General features: G+C 54.3%; 14 protein-coding genes. 10 read left to right on the forward strand and 4 right to left on the reverse strand.

The genetic code is table 11. The features are described from left to right. The first annotated feature begins 4 nt into the window (after positions 1-4). The 9 genes from ACFQNG_RS14760 to pyrE all read left to right on the forward strand — a co-directional run bounded on the left by ACFQNG_RS14760 (position 5) and on the right by pyrE (position 11,122). Complete coding sequence (locus tag ACFQNG_RS14760) at positions 5-931, forward strand: RluA family pseudouridine synthase (RefSeq protein ID WP_379866302.1); 927 nt, start codon at positions 5-7, stop codon at positions 929-931. A gap of 208 nt (positions 932-1,139) precedes the next feature. Then, positions 1,140-1,676, forward strand: a complete 537-nt coding sequence (gene pyrR, locus ACFQNG_RS14765; RefSeq protein WP_379866171.1) for a bifunctional pyr operon transcriptional regulator/uracil phosphoribosyltransferase PyrR — start codon at positions 1,140-1,142, stop codon at positions 1,674-1,676. Positions 1,677-1,818: 142 nt separating this feature from the next. After that, on the forward strand, positions 1,819-3,180 hold the full coding sequence (uraA, locus tag ACFQNG_RS14770; protein WP_379866172.1) for a uracil permease: 1,362 nt from the start codon (positions 1,819-1,821) through the stop codon (positions 3,178-3,180). Positions 3,181-3,243: 63 nt separating this feature from the next. Next, positions 3,244-4,173 (forward strand): aspartate carbamoyltransferase catalytic subunit, encoded by a 930-nt coding sequence (locus ACFQNG_RS14775; protein ID WP_379866173.1) that lies wholly within the window; start codon positions 3,244-3,246, stop codon positions 4,171-4,173. Continuing rightward, the gene (locus tag ACFQNG_RS14780; RefSeq protein WP_379866175.1) at positions 4,170-5,447 is read left to right on the forward strand and encodes a dihydroorotase; all 1,278 of its coding nucleotides are present in this window, start codon (positions 4,170-4,172) and stop codon (positions 5,445-5,447) included. Before ACFQNG_RS14775 ends, ACFQNG_RS14780 begins: the two co-directional genes overlap by 4 nt. 33 nt (positions 5,448-5,480) lie before the next feature. Further along, positions 5,481-6,575, forward strand: coding sequence for a carbamoyl phosphate synthase small subunit (locus ACFQNG_RS14785; RefSeq protein WP_379866176.1), 1,095 nt, complete (start codon positions 5,481-5,483; stop codon positions 6,573-6,575). Further along, the gene (carB, locus tag ACFQNG_RS14790; protein WP_379866177.1) at positions 6,568-9,786 is read left to right on the forward strand and encodes a carbamoyl-phosphate synthase large subunit; all 3,219 of its coding nucleotides are present in this window, start codon (positions 6,568-6,570) and stop codon (positions 9,784-9,786) included. The genes ACFQNG_RS14785 and carB overlap by 8 nt, the downstream gene beginning before the upstream one ends. A gap of 22 nt (positions 9,787-9,808) precedes the next feature. Then, positions 9,809-10,525 (forward strand): orotidine-5'-phosphate decarboxylase, encoded by a 717-nt coding sequence (gene pyrF, locus ACFQNG_RS14795; protein WP_379866178.1) that lies wholly within the window; start codon positions 9,809-9,811, stop codon positions 10,523-10,525. Positions 10,526-10,537: 12 nt separating this feature from the next. Further along, entirely contained in the window at positions 10,538-11,122 is a 585-nt protein-coding gene (gene pyrE, locus ACFQNG_RS14800) for an orotate phosphoribosyltransferase (RefSeq protein ID WP_379866180.1), read from the forward strand. A gap of 64 nt (positions 11,123-11,186) precedes the next feature. Here the strand turns inward: pyrE and ACFQNG_RS14805 are convergent, their stop codons facing one another. The 4 genes from ACFQNG_RS14805 to ACFQNG_RS14820 all read right to left on the reverse strand — a co-directional run bounded on the left by ACFQNG_RS14805 (position 11,187) and on the right by ACFQNG_RS14820 (position 14,567). Further along, the gene (locus tag ACFQNG_RS14805; RefSeq protein ID WP_379866182.1) at positions 11,187-11,606 is read right to left on the reverse strand and encodes a GNAT family N-acetyltransferase; all 420 of its coding nucleotides are present in this window, start codon (positions 11,604-11,606) and stop codon (positions 11,187-11,189) included. Positions 11,607-11,674: 68 nt separating this feature from the next. Further along, the gene (locus ACFQNG_RS14810) at positions 11,675-12,322 is read right to left on the reverse strand and encodes an SdpI family protein (RefSeq protein ID WP_379866183.1); all 648 of its coding nucleotides are present in this window, start codon (positions 12,320-12,322) and stop codon (positions 11,675-11,677) included. Then, positions 12,319-12,591, reverse strand: coding sequence for an autorepressor SdpR family transcription factor (locus tag ACFQNG_RS14815; RefSeq protein ID WP_379866185.1), 273 nt, complete (start codon positions 12,589-12,591; stop codon positions 12,319-12,321). The genes ACFQNG_RS14810 and ACFQNG_RS14815 overlap by 4 nt, the downstream gene beginning before the upstream one ends. A 251-nt stretch (positions 12,592-12,842) precedes the next feature. Beyond that, positions 12,843-14,567 (reverse strand): Rqc2 family fibronectin-binding protein, encoded by a 1,725-nt coding sequence (locus ACFQNG_RS14820; protein ID WP_379866186.1) that lies wholly within the window; start codon positions 14,565-14,567, stop codon positions 12,843-12,845. A 268-nt stretch (positions 14,568-14,835) separates the two neighbouring features. Between ACFQNG_RS14820 and ACFQNG_RS14825 the strand changes: the two genes are divergently transcribed. Then, positions 14,836-17,583, forward strand: a complete 2,748-nt coding sequence (locus ACFQNG_RS14825; protein WP_379866187.1) for a calcium-translocating P-type ATPase, SERCA-type — start codon at positions 14,836-14,838, stop codon at positions 17,581-17,583. The last annotated feature ends 11 nt before the right edge of the window (positions 17,584-17,594 follow it).

Consider the following 17,594-nt stretch of genomic DNA (forward strand, 5'->3'; position numbering starts at 1 on the left):
AACAATGGATACAGTGGAACACCACGAATGGGAAGTCACGGAAGAGTATGAAGGGGAACGACTGGATAAGTTCCTGCCATCCTTTCATGAAGAATGGTCGCGGGCACGGGTACAAGATTGGATCCGCGATGGTTTCGTCCGCGTGAATGGTCAAGTAAAGAAAAGCAATTACCGCTTGAAGCTGGGTGAACGGGTGGAGTTTGACGAGCCCCCCATCGCCGAATTGGAGGTTGCCGCCGAAGCGATCCCGCTGGATATCCGCTATGAGGATCATGATGTGATCGTCGTCAATAAGCCGCGCGGGATGGTGGTACATCCGGGGGCTGGAAACAATACGGGAACGCTGGTCAATGCCTTACTGGCCCATTGCAAGGGAGAACTTTCCGGCATCGGTGGGGTGGCACGCCCGGGGATCGTTCATCGAATCGATAAAGACACCTCCGGTTTATTGATGGTGGCCAAAAACGATTTGGCCCATCAATCATTGGTGGAGCAATTAAAGGAACACTCCGTCGACCGGGTGTATGTGGCGGTGGTGCATGGCGTGATTCCGCATGAGCACGGCACCATCGACGCTCCTTTGGGCCGCGATCCCGTTCATCGCCAACGGATGACGGTGATCCACAAAAACAGCAAACATGCGGTCACGCACTTTTCCGTGCTGGAGCGCTTTAAAGAGGCTTCGTTGGTGGAGTGCCGCTTGGAAACCGGGAGAACCCACCAAATTCGCGTCCACATGAAATACATTGGGTTCCCGCTCATCGGCGACCCCGTGTATGGGCCGAAAAAAAATGTGTATGCCATTGAAGGACAAGCCTTGCACGCACAGGTGATCGGATTCACCCACCCCCGCACAGGGGAGCGGATTCGCATTGAAGCGGAACTTCCGCCGGATATGGAAAAGTTGATTCGTACATTGAAGATGAAATAGAAACATTTCCCGTTGACAACTGCTTCCAGTTGATGCATAATACATGTTGAGTGAAGGGAACCTTTAAATCCAGTCCAGAGAGGCTGGCAAGGGCACGGTTATTAACGGGTGAAGTATATCCTCTAAGTGCTTCTTGTCCAGCGATGGGCAAGAAGCTTTTTTTGTGCTCGTTCCCTACGTCCTATGTTGGATAAGGAGAGAGGATGGAATGGATAAAAAAAAAGTGATTTTGGACGAAGCGGCGATTCGCCGGGCTCTGACCCGCATTGCGCATGAGATTCTTGAACGCAACAAAGGCGTTGATGATTGCATCCTGGTTGGAATCAAAACGCGGGGGGCTTACCTCGCTCAGCGTTTGGCGAAACGGATTCACCATATTGAAGGAAAGATGTTGCCCATCGGTGAGCTGGACATTACGCTGTATCGGGATGATTTGACGGAAAAGCATGAACACCCAAAAGTGAAAGAAACAGATGTGCCAGACATCATCGGCAAAAAGGTGATTTTGGTCGACGATGTGCTCTATACGGGCCGTACCGTACGCGCGGCGATGGATGCCTTGATTGATCTGGGCAGACCGCAAATGATCCAATTGGCGGTACTGGTGGATCGCGGACATCGTGAGCTGCCGATTCGGCCGGATTATGTCGGCAAAAACGTGCCCACTTCCCGGTCGGAACTGGTTTCCGTCTCTTTGAGTGAAGTGGATCAAGGAGAAGATCAAGTAAGCATCACAATCAGATAAGCTTGTCCCTTTTAATTCGGTCCCGTGAGGCCGGCAAAGGGAACGCGGAAATCACGCTGTCATTACAGGGGTGTACTGCGTCTCTTTGCCATGCGGGCAAAAGAGGCGCTTTTTTTATGCAACTTGAAAAGGAGTGAACGAAATGAAAGAAACGATACGGATGGATGTGCATGAACGCCCGGCATGGCATACTTGGATCGCGCTCAGTTTCCAACACTTGTTTGCTATGTTCGGCGCGACGATTCTTGTACCGATCTTGACAGGATTAAACCCGGCGATTGCCTTGTTGACAAGCGGGATGGGCACGCTGGCCTACATGATTGTGACCAGAGGAAAAATCCCCGCCTACTTGGGTTCTTCCTTCGCCTTTATCGTTCCGATCCTGACCGTCTCACAAGGCGGCCAACACATGGGAGAAGCGTTGTTCGGTTGCTTTGCGATCGGGATCATGTACGGACTGGTGGCCCTGATCGTCTATAAGTATGGCGTAAAATGGCTGGACCAACTGTTGCCACCCGTGGTCATCGGTTCGGTGGTCATCGTCATCGGACTGGCCCTTGCCGGAACAGCGGTGGATATGGCCAGCCAAAAAGATATCGTTCAAGCGATGCCCAAAACGGCACAAGAATGGCAGAGTATCCAAGGCACGATCAAAGCGGTAGACCCTGGTCAAGGGATGGTGACGGTTCACGCCTACTCACTGGAAAACTTCTTGGTGGCCTTGTCCACCTTGGCCATCGCGATTATCGCCAGCCTTTTCTTCAGAGGATTTCTGAATATCATCCCCATCTTAGTCGGGATCATCGGGGGTTACCTGATCGCGATCGCGGCGGGGATGGTTGATTTTACACCCGTGAAGGAAGCCGCATGGTTTGCGGTTCCGGAATTTACCAAGCCGGTTGTCTCCTGGCATGCGGCCCTGGTGATGCTGCCGATCACCTTGGTCGTACTGGCTGAGCATATAGGACACTTGATTGTGACAGGGAACATCATGGAACGTGACTTGACACGGGATCCCGGATTGCATCGCTCCCTCCTGGGAGATGGCATCGCGGTAAGCTTGGCGGCCTTGATCGGTGGACCTCCTTCCACCACATACGGTGAGAATATCGGCGTCATGGCGATCACCCGCATCTTCAGCGTCTGGGTGATCGGGGGCGCGGCGGTACTGGCCATGAGCTTTGCCTTCATCGGCAAGTTGTCCGCGCTCATCCAAACGATTCCGACTCCGGTGATGGGAGGGGTTTCCATCCTCTTGTTCGGGATCATCGCTTCGGCCGGATTGCGCATGCTCATTGAACACCGCATCGATTTGGGAGATCGGCGCAATCTCATCATCGCCGCCGTGGTGTTGGTGATCGGGATTGGCGGCGCGGTGCTCCGCTTTGCCGACATTCATCTGGAGCTGGAAGGAATGGCCCTGGCCACCGTCGTGGGGATTTTGCTCAACTTGATTTTGCCCAAACAAGGACAAGCCGATGCGAAAGAAGTGAAAGCAGCTTGAACCCGTATTGAAATCAGATCGGGGACCCGCTCCTCCACACTTTGACAGAAAGAGGGAGATACGATGGTTTTGATGGCACAGGAGTGGAAAAGCGAGCACTTGTTGGATACGAGTCAACTCAGCATGAATGAGCTGAAAGCTATTTTGGCTCGCGCGCAGTATTGGGAAGATAACTGGCGGCCGGGAATGAATCCTTATCGCGGGCGGTTTGCGGCCAATCTGTTCTTCGAGCCGAGCACGCGCACACGCTTTTCGTTTGAAGTGGCCGAAAAGAAGTTGGGGATGGAAGTGGTGAATTTCACCCCTGATGCGTCCAGCACCACCAAGGGCGAGTCCCTGTACGACACCGTCAAGACCTTATCCCGCATTGGCATTGAAGTGGCCGTCATCCGGCACTCAGACCCCGAGGCGGTAAAAGAACTGGCGCGACAAGAAGTGGGGTGCAAAATCATAAATGCCGGAGCCGGTCACTGGGCCCACCCCACTCAAGCGCTCTTGGATCTTTACACCATGTTGAAGCATGTCGGTGATCTGTCGGGCAAGACCATTGCGATTATCGGGGATATCGCCCACAGCCGCGTGGTTCGCTCCAACCTGTGGACCTTGAAGCGATTCGGTGCCAACGTCATTTTGAGCGGACCGGAAGTGATGCGTGACCGCGAATGTGAACAAGATGCCCCGTATGTGCCATTTGCCGAAGCGCTGGAAACCGCGGATATCGTCATGATGCTGCGGGTGCAACTGGAACGGCATCATGAGCATCTTTTCACATCAAATCTGGATTACCATGAACAATACGGCTTGACGCTGGATCGCCTTCACTTGATGAAACCGGACGCCATCATCATGCATCCGGGTCCATTTAACCGGGGCGTCGAGTTGGCTGATGAAGTGGTGGAACATCCACGCTCCAAGATCTTCGAACAGAAAGCCAATGGGGTATGGATTCGCATGGCCTTACTGGAACGCGCACTGAAGGGGGAAGAAGCGTGAAAACCATCATAAAAAACGGAAAATTGCTCGAACCGCACACAGGGGACCTCATCGGGCGGGACATTCTGATTGAAAACGGCCTCATCCAAACGATTGCGGAAACCGTCACCGATCCGGAAGCCGAAGTGATCGATGTGGCCGGCAAATTGGTGGTGCCTGGCTTGATCGATATGCACGTCCACTTGCGTGAGCCCGGCTTTGAAAAGAAAGAAACGATCAAAACTGGCAGCATGGCCGCGGCGAAAGGCGGATTTACCACGATCGCTTGCATGCCGAACACGCGCCCGGTGATTGATTCCCCGGAGACGGTAAGGCAAGTGCTTGACCGTGCCGAGGAAGCCGGTTTGGCGCGCGTGCTGGTTTACGGCGCGATCACAGTAAGAGAACTGGGCCAAGAGCTGACCGACATGGAAGGATTGAAGGAAGCGGGCGTGTTCGCGGTAACGGATGATGGCGTAGGGGTGCAGAGCAGCCAAATGATGAAAGATGCCATGCGCCGCGCCCATCAGCTGGGCTTGCCCGTGGTGGCGCACTGCGAAGATGACACGCTGGCGAAAGGCGGATGTGTCCATCACGGGGAATTCGCGGCGAAGCATGGGTTAAAAGGCATCCCATCCGAGGCGGAAGCGATCCATGTGGGACGTGACATCCTGCTGGCGGAGGATATCGGGGTTCACTACCATGTGTGCCATATCAGTGCGGAGCAATCGGTTCGCTTGGTGCGGGAAGCGAAAGCGCGGGGGCAAAAAGTGACGGCGGAAGTGACTCCGCACCACTTATTGCTGTGTGATGAGGATATCCCGGAACCCAACGCGATGTGGAAGATGAACCCGCCGCTCCGCTCCAAGAGGGATCGCCAGGCGCTGATCGAGGCCTTGAGGGACGGCACGATCGATATCATCGCAACAGACCATGCGCCGCACACGGCGGAAGAGAAATCATGGGGCATGGAAAAAGCGCCGTTTGGCATCGTGGGCTTGGAGACGGCATTCCCGTTGTTATATACCCACTTGGTGGGGAAGGGAATATTGACCCTTTCCGAGCTGGTAGACAAAATGACCCGGAAACCAGCCGAAATCTTCGGGTTGCCGTACGGGGAATTGGCGGAAGGAAAAACGGCGGACATCACGGTGATCGATCTGGAAAACGAGCGTGAAATCGATCCCGCCACATTCAAATCAAAGGGGCGAAACACCCCCTTTGCCGGTTGGAAAGTCAAAGGCTGGCCGGTCTTGACCCTGCTTGAGGGCAACATCACTTGGCAAGAGACGTAGACGAGCGGTGGAACGAAAAGGAGGAGAAGAAACATGAAGGCAAGGTTGCTCTTAGCGGACGGAACGTTGTTTACCGGAACATCCTTCGGGGCTGAAGGGAACTCCATCGGGGAAGTTGTATTTAACACCAGCATGACCGGATACCAAGAGATTTTAACGGACCCTTCTTACTGCGGACAGATTGTCACCATGACATATCCGCTCATCGGAAACTACGGGATTTCCCGCGACGATAACGAATCGCTCCGTCCTTATGCCCATGGTTTGGTGGTGCGTGAGGTGGCCGAGTATGCCAGCAACTGGCGCAATGAAATGCCATTGTCCACCTTTTTGAAGGAGTACGGCATCATCGGGATCGCCGGCATCGATACCCGCATGTTGACACGCAAGTTGCGTCTGCACGGGGTGATGAAAGGCATCCTCACCACAGGCGATGAGTCGGTCGAAGCGTTGATGGAGCGCATGAATACTCCGCTCATGCGTGATCAAGTGGCGCGCGTGAGCACCAAGAGCGTCCATATCGCGCCAAGCTTCGGGAAACGCGTGGTGCTGGTCGACTTCGGGGCGAAACACAATATCCTGCGCGAACTGGTTGAGCGGGGATGTGAAGTGATCTCTGTCCCTTATAACACCCCGGCGGAAGAAATCCTGCGTTTCCGACCGGATGGGCTCATGTTATCCAATGGCCCTGGGGACCCAAAAGATGTGCCGGAAGGGATTGCGATGATCAGCCAGCTTCTTGGCAAAGTTCCGATGTTCGGCATCTGCTTGGGGCACCAACTGTTCGCCCTGGCCTGTGGCGCGGATACGGAAAAACTGAAGTTTGGCCATCGCGGCGGCAACCATCCAGTCAAAGAGTTGGCAACGGGCCGTACCGTGATCACTTCACAAAACCACGGCTATGCGGTTAATCCGGATTCCGTGGCGGGCACGGAATTGGACATCACCCACATCGCTCTCAATGATGGGACGGTGGAAGGGCTGATTCATCGAAAACATTCGGCCTTCTCGGTGCAATACCATCCGGAATCTGCTCCAGGTCCGCTTGATTCGGGCTACTTGTTTGACCAGTTTGTCGAAATGATGGAATCGTTCGCTGCGCGGAAGGGAGAGGGAGCACATGCCTAAAGATCCAACACTGAAGAAAATTCTTGTTATCGGATCCGGACCCATCGTCATCGGCCAAGCGGCTGAATTTGATTACGCTGGTACGCAAGCTTGCCAAGCGTTGAAAGAAGAAGGCTTGGAAGTGGTATTGGTGAACAGCAACCCTGCCACGATCATGACGGATACCAACATGGCGGACCGCGTGTACATTGAGCCGCTCACCGCTGAATTCATCACCCAAGTGATCCGCAAAGAACGTCCGGATGGGTTATTGCCGACGCTCGGTGGGCAAACGGGTTTAAACTTGGCGGTGGAATTGGCGAAACAAGGGGTGCTGGAACGCGAAGGCGTGCGCCTGTTGGGGACTGACCTGCGCGCGATCACCAATGCGGAAGACCGCGACTTGTTCCGCAGTCTCATGAATGAATTGAGTGAGCCCGTGCCGGAGAGCGACATTGTCCAGACGGTCGAAGAAGCGGTGGATTTCGCCGCCGTGACGGGTTATCCCGTGATCGTGCGGCCCGCCTACACCTTGGGCGGAACCGGTGGCGGGATCGCTCAAGATGAAGCGGAACTGCGGGAGATCGTCGACAACGGATTGCGTTACAGCCCGATTACCCAATGCCTGATCGAGAAGAGCATCGCCGGCTATAAAGAGATTGAGTACGAAGTGATGCGTGACGCCCATGATAACTGCATCGTCGTCTGCAACATGGAAAATTTCGACCCGGTGGGTGTGCACACGGGTGACAGCATCGTATTTGCGCCAAGCCAAACTTTGTCCGACCGCGAGTACCATATGCTGCGCAACTCGGCGCTCAAGATCATCCGCGCGCTGAACATCCAGGGCGGATGCAACGTGCAGTTTGCGCTTGACCTGCACAGCTTCCAATATTATGTGATCGAGGTAAATCCACGCGTGAGCCGCTCATCCGCGCTGGCATCCAAAGCGACCGGCTATCCGATTGCGCGCATCGCGGCGAAGATTGCCATCGGCTACACCTTGGACGAGCTGGTCAATCCGGTAACGGGTCAAACCTATGCTTGCTTTGAGCCCGCCCTGGACTATGTGGTAAGCAAAATCCCGCGCTGGCCATTTGACAAATTCGTCTCCGCCAACCGCAAGCTGGGCACGCAGATGAAAGCGACGGGGGAAGTGATGGCGATCGGGCGCACATTGGAGGAATCGCTGTTAAAAGCGGTCCGCTCCTTGGAAATCGGCTTGGATCACATTACCTTGCCGGGTGCGGAAAACATGGATGACGCCACCCTGAGAGAACGAATTCGCGTGGCGGATGACGAACGCCTCTTCCTCTTGGGTGAATGGTTCCGCCGAGGTCATTCCCTTGAGGAGGCGCACCAACTCAGCAAAATCGATCGCTTCTTCCTGCACAAGCTGGAGCGGATCGTCAAGCTGGAGCAACAAGTGGCCAAAGCGACCGGCTTGGATGCGGACTTGCTCCATGCGGCGAAACGCATGGGCTTCACCGACAAGACGATCGGCCGCCTGCGCCAGCAATCGGAGCGGGAAATCCGTGAATTGAGGGCGGAGCATGGCCTGAAGCCTGTGTACAAAATCGTTGACACTTGCGCGGCGGAGTTTGAAGCGGAAACGCCGTACTACTACTCCACCTATGAACAAGAAGATGAAGTGAGCAAGACGGAGAAACAGAGCATCATCGTACTGGGTTCCGGCCCGATCCGCATCGGGCAAGGGGTGGAGTTTGACTATGCGACGGTGCATGCGATCTGGGCGATTCGCGCAGCGGGTTATGAAGCGGTCATCATCAACAACAACCCGGAAACGGTATCGACCGATTTCAACACTTCTGATCGCCTCTACTTTGAGCCGCTGTACAAAGAAGATGTGCTGAATATCATCGAGAAAGAAAATCCGCTCGGCGTCATCGTGCAGTTTGGCGGTCAAACGGCCCTCAACTTGGCGCGGGATCTGCGTGAAGAGGGGATCAAGATACTGGGGACTTCACTGGAAGAGATCGACCGTGCGGAAGACCGGAAGAAATTTGAAAAGCTCCTAAGCGAAACGAATATCGCCCAACCACCGGGGACGGCGGTCACGTCCGTCGAAGAAGCGGCGCAAGCGGCGACCCGCCTTGGCTATCCGGTGCTGGTGCGCCCGTCTTACGTCCTGGGTGGCCGGGCGATGGAGATCGTCTACAGCGAAAGCGAACTTCGCTCCTACATGGAAGTGGCGGTAAAAGTCAATCCGGCCCACCCGGTATTGATCGACCGTTACTTGCTCGGCAAAGAGTTGGAAGTGGATGCCATCTGTGATGGGGAAGATGTACTGATTCCAGGCATCATGGAACACATTGAGCGGGCGGGGGTTCACTCGGGAGACTCGATTGCCGTCTACCCGCCGCAATCGATCACGCCGGAGCAGAAGGCGCGCGTCATCGAAATCACGACCAAAATGGCCAAGTCCTTGCGCACCAAAGGCTTGATCAATATCCAATTCGTCCTGTTCAAAGGCGACATCTACGTGTTGGAAGTGAACCCGCGCGCTTCGCGGACGGTGCCATTTTTAAGCAAAGTGACGGGCATTCCCATGGCGCAAGTGGCGACCCGGATCATGTTGGGCGAATCGCTCAAAGACCAAGGCTACGGAAATGGCTTATGGCCGGAAAGCAAAGAAGTGGCGGTCAAAGTGCCTGTTTTCTCCTTTGCGAAACTGCGCCGCGTCGATATCACCCTTGGGCCTGAGATGAAATCGACCGGAGAAGTGATGGGACGCGATCGCGACTATGCGCGGGCGGTCTACAAAGGTCTTCTGGCGGCGGGCATCTCCTTGCCGCGCTTCGGCACGGTGGTGGCCACCATTGGTGACAAAGAAAAAGAAGAAGCGGTTTCGCTCATGCATCGCTTCCACCAACTGGGTTATAAGATTGTCTGCACCAGCGGCACGGCGGATATTTTGGAAGAAGCGGGCCTGCCGGTGGAGCGGGTGAACAAACTGAAGGAAGGCTCACCAAACATCTTGGACTTGATCCGCCAAGGAAAAGCGGACTTGGTGGTGAATACCTGGACGCGCGGACGCACACCGGAGCGTGACGGTTTCCGCATCCGCCGTGAAGCGGTAGAGAATGGCATCGCCTGCCTCACCTCGTTGGATACGGTAGAAGCCCTCTTGATCACGCTTGAGTCGATCCATATGAGCGCAGAGCCGATCGGTCAGCCCGCCAAACGCACCCGTGAAATGGTCTCGGTCTGAGGCAGAGAGGGGATAGAACGCCATGTCAGCAGATAAACGTATCTTTATCGCCTTAGATTATCCGACGGCCAGGGAAGCCGAACAACTGCTGGCTCATTGGGATCAAACTTCCAAGCCGGCCATTAAAGTGGGGTATCAACTGTTTTACGCAGTGGGGCCCCGCTGGGTGGCTGAGCGAAAGGCTGAAGGATACACCGTTTTCCTGGATTTGAAATTGCACGATATTCCCAATACCGTAGCCAACGGCGTGGAATCGCTCAGCGGCTTGGGGGTCGACTTTCTGACCATTCATGCCAGCGGAGGCCGGGCGATGATTGCGGCGGCGCGCGAGATGGCCGAGAGGAAGAGCCAAGCGGGCAAACGTCTCCGATTGCTGGGAGTGACGCAGTTAACCAGCACCGACCAAACGATGATGAATGAAGAAATCGGCATTCCCGGCACGGTGAAGGAGTCTGTGCTTCACTACACGCAGTTGGCTTATGCGGCGGGGGCGGATGGAGTGATCTGTTCGGCGCATGAGGCGCGTGACGTGAAGGCTCATTCAGGCTCGGACTTCTTGGCGGTCACTCCGGGGATTCGCCCCAAAGGGGTGGACGCGGGTGACCAAAAACGGATCATGACCCCCAGTGAGGCGATTCGGCACGGAGCGGACTATTTGGTGGTAGGTCGGGCCATCACCGCCGCCGCCAATCCAAAGCAAGCGTATGAAGCGATCGTGGCGGAAATCAACCAAGGATAAGGAGTGGATGGGATGAGCTGGTCTTTGCAAGAAGCGATTGGACGGACAGGCGTATTGAAGGAGGGGCATTTCCTGCTTTCTTCCGGGCGCCATAGCGCCCGGTACATGCAATGTGCGCAATTGCTGCAACACCCCCAAGACGCGGGGGAAGCGGGCAGGGCGATTGCTGAGTTGTTCCGCGGTGAAGCCATTGATGTGGTGGTGGGTCCAGCCCTGGGTGGGGTGATCATCGCCCATGAAGTGGCGCGGGCGCTCGGCGTGCGTTGCCTGTTTACCGAGCGCAAAGAGGGCACGATGGAAATGCGGCGCGGTTTTGCGGTGAAGCCGGGTGAACGTGTGTTGGTCATCGAGGATGTGGTGACTACGGGAGGGTCGGTCAATGAAGTGATCGCACTCCTGAATGGGATGGAGGCCCAAATTGTGGCCGTCGGCTCCATCGTGGACCGGACGGGTGGGCACAATCCGTTCCCTTGCCCATACCGCGCTTTGACGGCGATCGATATCCAAAGCTACACTCCGGATGAGTGTCCGCTTTGTCAAGCAGGCATTCCTGTGGAGAAACCGGGAAGCCGGACACCGGCAAAAAGTGTGGAATGAGCGGCTTCAAATAGAAAAGCGGAGGGGTTGTGTTCACCGTCTCCGCACAAACAGATGGAATGATTCAGGCCGGCGAGGAGAGATCGTTGGCCTTTTTTTGTTGGTGCAGCCATAAGCCTAAGTTTTTGTGCGAATCGAAGCGACGTTCAAACATTTCCGGAGAACAGAGGAGATGGACGGTTTCCACTTGCCGCAATCCTTTCAGCAAATAGGAAATCATTTTCTGACCGATGCTGGATTGCGGATAACGTTTGTCTACCAACACTTCTTCAATATAGGCGCGAAAATGGCCATCGGTCACCGCGCGGGCAAATCCGATCAATTGCTGATTGGCCCATACGCCAACCGCGGGCCCGCCAACCCGAAGCACCGTTTCGATGTCTTCGATGGGGCGGTTCACGGGATTAGGCTTTTGGTTGTACAAGGACAAAATGGCGGCAGCGGGAATGGAACGCTCTTGATGAAACGCGATTTGAATGCTCATTGCAAATCCTCTCCTTCATGAATGGATGGGGAAGGGGGAGCGGACTCCCCGGCAAGAAGCGGCAAAACTCATGACTTGTTTTTCTTGTACTCGCGGTAGGAGTACCAGTAGGTCAACACCAAACCGATGATGATCGCGGCAAATGGCAGGACAGCCCTTTGCGCAATCGGGAGAAAGACGCTGGCGATCATGATCAAGCCGATCGCGACAAATACCTTGCTGCCAAAGCGGTGCGTTTTGCGCCAATTATCTTCAGAAGTCAATGTCCATGGGGTGCGGATGCCAAAGAAAAAAGTTTGTCTCACTTGCGGCAAATAATTGCCTATCGCGGTAAAAAGAATGCCAATAAGCAGTTGCAACACCACAGTCATGTCCAAGCGATATCCAAGGGTGAGCGCCAAGATGCCCAGAAAAGCGCCGGACATGATCAAGGTCACATATAACATCAATATGGAATACGCTTTCCCGTGGCTCGCATATTTCTCGCGGCGGGGGTCCCAATTCGGTAGAAACGTGAGCAAGAGAATCATGGCCAACGGGAGAATGCCCAACAGCCATAACATGTTTTTGGAACCGTAATTGTCGATCTCTCCCTTGATGTTCCAATGAATGGGCACCCGCTCCGGCAAGTTGCCATACACATACAGAAAGATCCCTAACGTCATGATGGCGATAATCCAGGCGAGGATAAGATAAGGCTTGTGCAGATGCTTCATGATGTTTCGTTCTCCTTTCCGCTCACATCCATGAGCCATTTGATCACATCCTGAAACACGGTGGTGTTGAGAGAGTAGACGATAAATTGGCCTTTTTTTTCTGCCAAAACCAGGTCGGCGCTTTTTAGAATGTTGAGATGGTTGCTGATGGACGGTTTTGAGATTGAGAAGTGGTCTGCGATTTCTCCTGCGGTGAGATCTCGTTCTCTTAGCAAATCTAAGATTTGACGACGGGTGGGATCAGCTAACGCTTTAAAAACGGTGTTCACTGTTCACACCTCAATTAGATAATTAGATAATTAACTAAATAACTTATAATCTAACTGTATCATGCAAGGAAGAAAAAGGCAAGCGGGGACACTTAAATATGTTGAACAGTGAGGGAGGATGGAGAAAATGCAGTGATGTTGTTCGGAAATAATGGAAGGGGCGTTGCTGTACCCTGTGGGTGTAAGCTGGTTGCGAGAAGCTTGCATGAAAAAAGGCCCCAGCCAAACGGCTGGGGCGCCATCTTCCATTCTTATTTGGACCCGGTCTGGTCTGTCTGCAACAGGCGCTTTACGACCTCTTCATCCGGTGTGACATAAAGGGTTTGTTGCTGCTCATAGATCACGAATCCAGGCCGGGCGCCTGACGGTTTTTTCACATGCTTGACTAGCGTGAAATCGACGGGCACTTGGCTTGATTCGCGCGCTTTGCTGTAATAGGCGGCCAAGATAGCCGCTTCCCGCAGGGTCTGTTCGCTGACGGTTTTGGAACGGATCACCACATGGGAGCCGGGAATGTCTTTTGTGTGAAGCCATGTATCCGTTGCGTGGGCCAACTGATGCGTCAAGTAATCATTTTGCTTATTGTTTCTTCCCACCAAGATGGGGGTGCCATCCGTGGCCTGGACGGAAAGCGGGGCGGGAGCCTCTTTTTTCTTCCGCTGTTGTTTTTTCGGCTGCGCTTTGAGCCAACCCTGTTCCTCCAGTTCCTCACGAATCTGTTCGACATCCCTTAAGGTCGAGTTTTCCAATTGCACCAACACGGATTCAAGGTAGGCCTTCTCGTCCTTTGCCTTGGCGATTTGCTCCACATTCCACTTCTTGGCCGCTTTCAGTTTGTTGTACTTCTTGAAATAACGTTGCGCGTTTTCTGAAGGGGTCAACAGCGGATCAAGCGCAATCGTTATCTCCGGCGCGTTTTCATCGTAATAGTTCATCACTTTGGTTTCGGTGTCGCCCCGTTTGATCTGATGCATGTAAGCTGTGATCAGTTCCCCATAGATGCGTAACGTTTCCGCTTGTTCGGCAGACTCGAGTTCAGCAGTCAGGATGGCAATTTTCTTTTCGTTTTTGTCAATCTCGTTTTTCAACTTGCGGATGAGATCGACTGTTTGTTGCCGCACCCGGTCCCGTTCCGCCTTGCCATAAAAAAAGTGTTCCAAACACTCGCTCATCGTGGCGTAACTTTTGGACTCCCCCGTCACATGGGTCAGCGGCCACAAAGAGAATAAGCTTTTGTCCGCCGTTTTGGTGATCGTCGGCACATAGTCGTGCCGCTTCGCCTTCTCCATCACTTGATGAAACGCTTCCCACAGCCGGTCGCGGGTGGCCACCCCAGCCGAGTGAACGATTTCTTTGGCGGTCAAGGGACCCAGTCCCGTAAAGCGCTGTACCATCTGTTTGTCCAATCGCCCGCTATTGTAGTCAAACCCGGCGATAAATGACTGTTTGTCTATTTCCAGCGGATTTTTTTTGTCTTGGGCGGGTGGGGCCACATAGGCCGCGCCAGGGTAGATTTGTCGATGTTGGCTGACCGCATGGCTGACCCGCTTGATGCCATCAATGATTGTCTGTGTTTCAGGGTCGACCAGAATGATGTTGCTGTGACGGCCCATGATCTCGATGACGAGCCGGCGGGTCACTTCATCACCCAATTCGTCGCGGGAGCGGAAATCGAAGTGAATGATCCGTTCCATATCCACTTGCGCAATCGCTTCCACAATCCCGCCTTCGCTGTGTTTGCGCATAAGCATGCAGAACATCGGCGGCTCTTTGGGGTTATCCTGCGGGGCGTCCGTGAATTGGACACGCGCATATGCGGGATGTGCGGATAACAGCAATTTATGATTCTGTCCCTGAGAGCGGATATGAAGAACCAATTCCGCATCGCCCGGCTGATAAATTTTCGTGATTCGTCCTCCAACCAGCCTTTGCAGTTCGTGTACGATTGCATGAGTAACAAGTCCATCAAATGACATGATTCGTTCATCCTTTTCTCGTTCTTCCCAACCATTGTATCACAAATCGGCGGCCAGCTAGCCGGAGCATGCTGATCCCTTTGCCCCGGGGAGTGAAAGTGATCTTGTTGTTGACTGGAAGGCACTGCGCCCAATTATGGCCTTCCTCCACGCGGCCAGGCTTTCATCCTTGGGTTGCAATGAAAGGGCATGGAGCTTTTTTGTTTCATGTTTGCTCGCTCGTTTGAATACATTGTTCAAAGAGAGAGTGGACAAAGGGGGAAGAACGTTGTCAGAACGAGCTCGTTGGGTAGATTGGGAAATTGAGCAAGTGGCTGCTCATTTTCAGGTGGATCTTGAGCGTGGCTTAAGCGACAAAGAGGCCAAAGACCGGTTGAAACAAATCGGCCCCAACCAGCTGGCGGAAGGGGAAAAAGCCTCCTGGTTGTCATTGTTTATCGAGCAGTTTAAGGATTTTATGGTGTTGGTGCTTCTCGTCGCCACGCTCATTTCCGGATTGCTGGGGGAATATACGGATGCGATTGCCATCATCGCCATCGTGTTGTTAAACGCCTTATTAGGCTTCATTCAGGAGGTGCGGGCGGAGAAGTCGCTCAGCGCATTGAAAAAGCTGTCCGCACCGACGGCCAAGGTTTTGCGGGAGGGCGCCTGGGTGCAAGTCAATGCGGTTGAACTGGTGCCCGGCGATGTGATCCGGTTGGAGAGCGGAGATCGCATTCCTGCGGATATCCGCTTTGTGAAAGCGGAAGGCCTGTACGTGGAAGAATCCGCCTTAACCGGGGAATCGGTGGCTGTGACCAAACAGTCGGCACGTTTGCCGCAAGCTGAAGTTCCGTTGGGTGATCGCAAAAACATGGGTTATATGGGGACGATGGTGGTTCGCGGAAACGGTCTGGGGGTGGTCGTTCACACGGGCATGTCAACGGAGATGGGCCGGATCGCGCATCTGCTGGAGAGCACGGAGACGATGGACACCCCGCTCAAACGGCGGTTGGAGCAACTGGGCAAAGTGTTGATCATGGTCGCTTTGTTATTGACGGCGTTGGTCGTGTTTACGGGGATTCTGCATGGTCAAGATGCTTACAAGATGTTTTTGGCCGGGGTGTCGTTGGCGGTTGCGGCGATTCCTGAAGGATTGCCGGCGATCGTGACAATTGCCCTCGCTTTAGGGGTTCAACGGATGATCAAACGGCAGGCGATCGTTCGCAAATTGCCGTCGGTCGAAACGCTGGGCTGTGCCACTGTCATTTGTTCAGATAAGACAGGCACGTTGACCCAAAACAAGATGACCGTGACCCATATATGGTCGGAAGGCAAGCTGATACGGGTTTCCGGGAGCGGTTATGTGCCCGAAGGGGAGTTTCAGCTCGCGGGGGAACGCGTGGCGGTAGAGAAGTGGCCGGGCTTGCGCCGTTTGTTGGAAGTGGCGGCCTTGTGCAATAATGCCCAGCTGTTGCAAAAAACAGAGAAAAACGGTTTGATCAAAAAGAAAGAAGCGTGGATGATCCATGGCGATCCGACAGAAGGGGCCCTGTTGGTCGCGGCGGCGAAAGCGGGGTTGGACAAAGAAAGCTTGGTGGCAGAATGGACAAGGGTGAAAGAGATTCCGTTTGATTCAGAGCGGAAGATGATGTCCGTCATCCTGTCGCGGCGCGGCGGGGGCTCCATGCTGTTCTGCAAGGGCGCTCCCGATGTGTTGCTTGGGCGGTGCACGCATCTGTTGGAGCAAGGGCGAAAAGTGCTCTTAACCGATGCCAAACGGGAACAGATCTTGCGCCAGAATGAAGAGTTGGCGAGCATGGCTTTGCGCAATTTGGCTTTTGCCTATCGGGACCTGGATGTCCAGAGCGCTTCCCTTAAAGAATGGCAATACGAGCAGCAGTTGGTTTTTGTCGGCCTGGCTGGACTGATCGATCCCCCGCGCACGGAGGTGAAAGAGGCGATTCGCGTCTGCAAGCAGGCAGGGATCAAAACCGTGATGATTACGGGCGACCATCAGACCACCGCGGTGGCCATCGCAAGAGAACTGGGGATCAAGCGGGCGCAAGGTTTGACACTGACCGGACAAGATCTCTACAATATGAGTGACGCAGAGTTTTACAAGAAAGTGAATGAAGTAGATGTGTACGCCCGCGTTTCGCCCGAACACAAGCTGCGGATTGTGAAAGCATTGCAGCAGGCGGGCCATGTGGTGGCCATGACGGGAGACGGGGTGAACGACGCCCCCGCCATCAAAGCGGCGGACATCGGGATCGCCATGGGCATCACCGGGACGGATGTTTCCAAGGAAGCCTCTTCCTTGATTTTGGCTGACGACAATTTTTCCACAATTGTCTCAGCCGTGGAGGAAGGCAGGAATATCTATGAAAATATCCGCAAGTTCATCAGTTACTTGCTGGCGAGCAACGTCGGAGAGATTCTCATCATGTTTTTGGCGATGTTGGCCGGTTTTCCATTGCCGCTGGTGCCGATTCAGATCTTGTGGGTGAACTTGGTGACGGATGGTTTGCCCGCGATGGCGCTCGGCATTGATCCGGCGGAGGAGAATACGATGGTGCGATCCCCGCGCAATCCTCGGGAAAGTGTGTTTGCCCGCGGAGTGGGCTGGAAGATTGTCACGCGGGGCCTGCTGATCGGCGCCTGCTCGCTGTTGGCGTTTTGGGTAACCTATATGGAAGCGCCGGATGACTTGGTTCGAGCGCAGACGGTCGCTTTTGCCACACTGGTGTTCTCGCAGCTGGTCTATGTATTTGATTGCCGCAGTCAAGGAACGATCTTCCAACGCACGCCTTCAGACAATATACCTCTCGTCTTGGCTGTGCTCTCATCGGCCTTGCTCTTGTTGGCGGTGATCTACTATGCGCCGTTGCAGCCAGTTTTCCATACGGTTCCTTTGGGATTGCGCGAATGGATATTGGTTTTGGTCACGTCGACCCTACCCGTTATTTTGGCTGGCATCCTTGACTTGCTCCGCCCAATGGCCAATCGTGCGAAACGGCTTGTGCACAGCTCTTGATCCGAGAGGAG

Origin of the sequence: Laceyella putida (assembly GCF_042665195.1) — a bacterium.
Taxonomy (GTDB): domain Bacteria; phylum Bacillota; class Bacilli; order Thermoactinomycetales; family Thermoactinomycetaceae; genus Laceyella; species Laceyella putida.